This window comes from Polaromonas sp. P1_F1 (assembly GCF_056405795.1).
The window spans coordinates 1-1,364 of the sequence record NZ_JBFUBJ010000020.1; the positions used below are offsets into that span (position 1 = coordinate 1).

Here is a 1,364-nt window from a genome sequence, read left to right on the forward strand (position 1 = left end):
GGGGGTGTCAGAAATTTTGTGTTCGGGCATAACATGAGTAAGAGGTGCATGTATGCCAACCAAGAAGAAACCCGCGTTGCGAGAGCTGCCGAAAATCCCGAAAGAGCTGCTCGAGCAATTCACTGATGGACCGATGACAGCGGAAGCCATTGAGGACGCCTCTGCGGCGTTCAAGAAGGCTTTGATCGAGCGAGCCCTGAGTGCTGAGCTCGGCCACCACCTGGGCTATCCGCCGGGCGCGCAGCGCCCAGAGGATGAAACCAACCAGCGCAATGGCAAAAGCAGCAAGACGGTTCTAACCGGCGATGGCCCGCTTCGACTGGATATTCCTCGGGACCGGGACGGTAGTTTCTCGCCCATCCTGATCCCCAAACACGAGCGTCGTTACACCGGTTTCGACGACAAGATCATCGCCATGTATGCCCGTGGAATGACGGTCAGAGAGATCCGTGCGTTTCTTTCCGAGCAGTACGGTACGGACGTTTCTCCCGACTTCATCAGCTCCGTAACCGACGAGGTCATGGCAGAGATCGGTGCATGGCAACAGCGGCCTTTGGAGCCGATGTATCCGGTTATTTTCTTCGATGCTCTGCGGGTCAAAATCCGCGAAGAGGGGCTGGTTCGCAACAAGGCGATCTACTTGGCCCTGGGGGTTTTACCTGACGGAACACGCGATATTCTCGGCATTTGGATCGAAACTACCGAGGGCGCCAAATTCTGGATGAAGGTTTTCAACGACCTCAAGACACGCGGCGTCGAAGACGTGTTGATTGCTGTGACCGATGGCCTTAAAGGCATGCCAGAAGCTCTCAGCGCCGTATTTCCAGACACGACACTGCAAACCTGCATTGTTCATCTGATCCGCAACAGTCTTGATTACGCGGCTTGGGATAAGCGTCGCGAATTGGCCAAGGCGCTCAAACCGATCTATCAGGCAGTCACCGCCGAAGCAGCCGAGCAGGCGCTGGATGCGTTTGAAAGCGGGCCATGGGGCAAGCAGTATCCGACGGTAGTGGCTGCTTGGCGCCGCGCTTGGGATCGAGTGATTCCATTTTTCGTTTTCCCGCCGGCGATCCGAAAGGTGATCTACACGACCAACGCCATTGAGAGCATCAACGCTCAGCTGCGCAAGATCATCAAGACCCGAGGTCACTTCCCGACTGACGATGCGGCGACAAAACTGATCTGGCTTGGACTGCGCAATATCACAGCAAACTGGGGGGCCGCGGCCCATGACTGGAAAAGTGCGATGAATCAATTCGCGATTCTGTACGGAGATCGATTTATCAGGCCGACCTGGTAAAAGCATGGCCTGCCTAACGGCAGGCCGTTAACGGCCCGCACACAAAATATCTGACAGTCCC

At 55.9% G+C, this 1,364-nt stretch carries 1 protein-coding gene; it reads left to right on the top strand.

What is annotated here, in order from left to right:
• Window positions 1–52: 52 nt before the first annotated feature.
• Window positions 53–1,303 (top strand): IS256 family transposase, encoded by a 1,251-nt coding sequence (locus tag AC1DZE_RS23230; protein ID WP_477700612.1) that lies wholly within the window; start codon window positions 53–55, stop codon window positions 1,301–1,303.
• Window positions 1,304–1,364: the final 61 nt, after the last annotated feature.

Bases quoted from the DNA above. Each gene is read 5' to 3' on its own strand.
- AC1DZE_RS23230 (WP_477700612.1), top strand. From the start codon at position 53: ATGCCAACCAAGAAGAAACCCGCGTTGCGAGAGCTGCCGAAAATCCCG.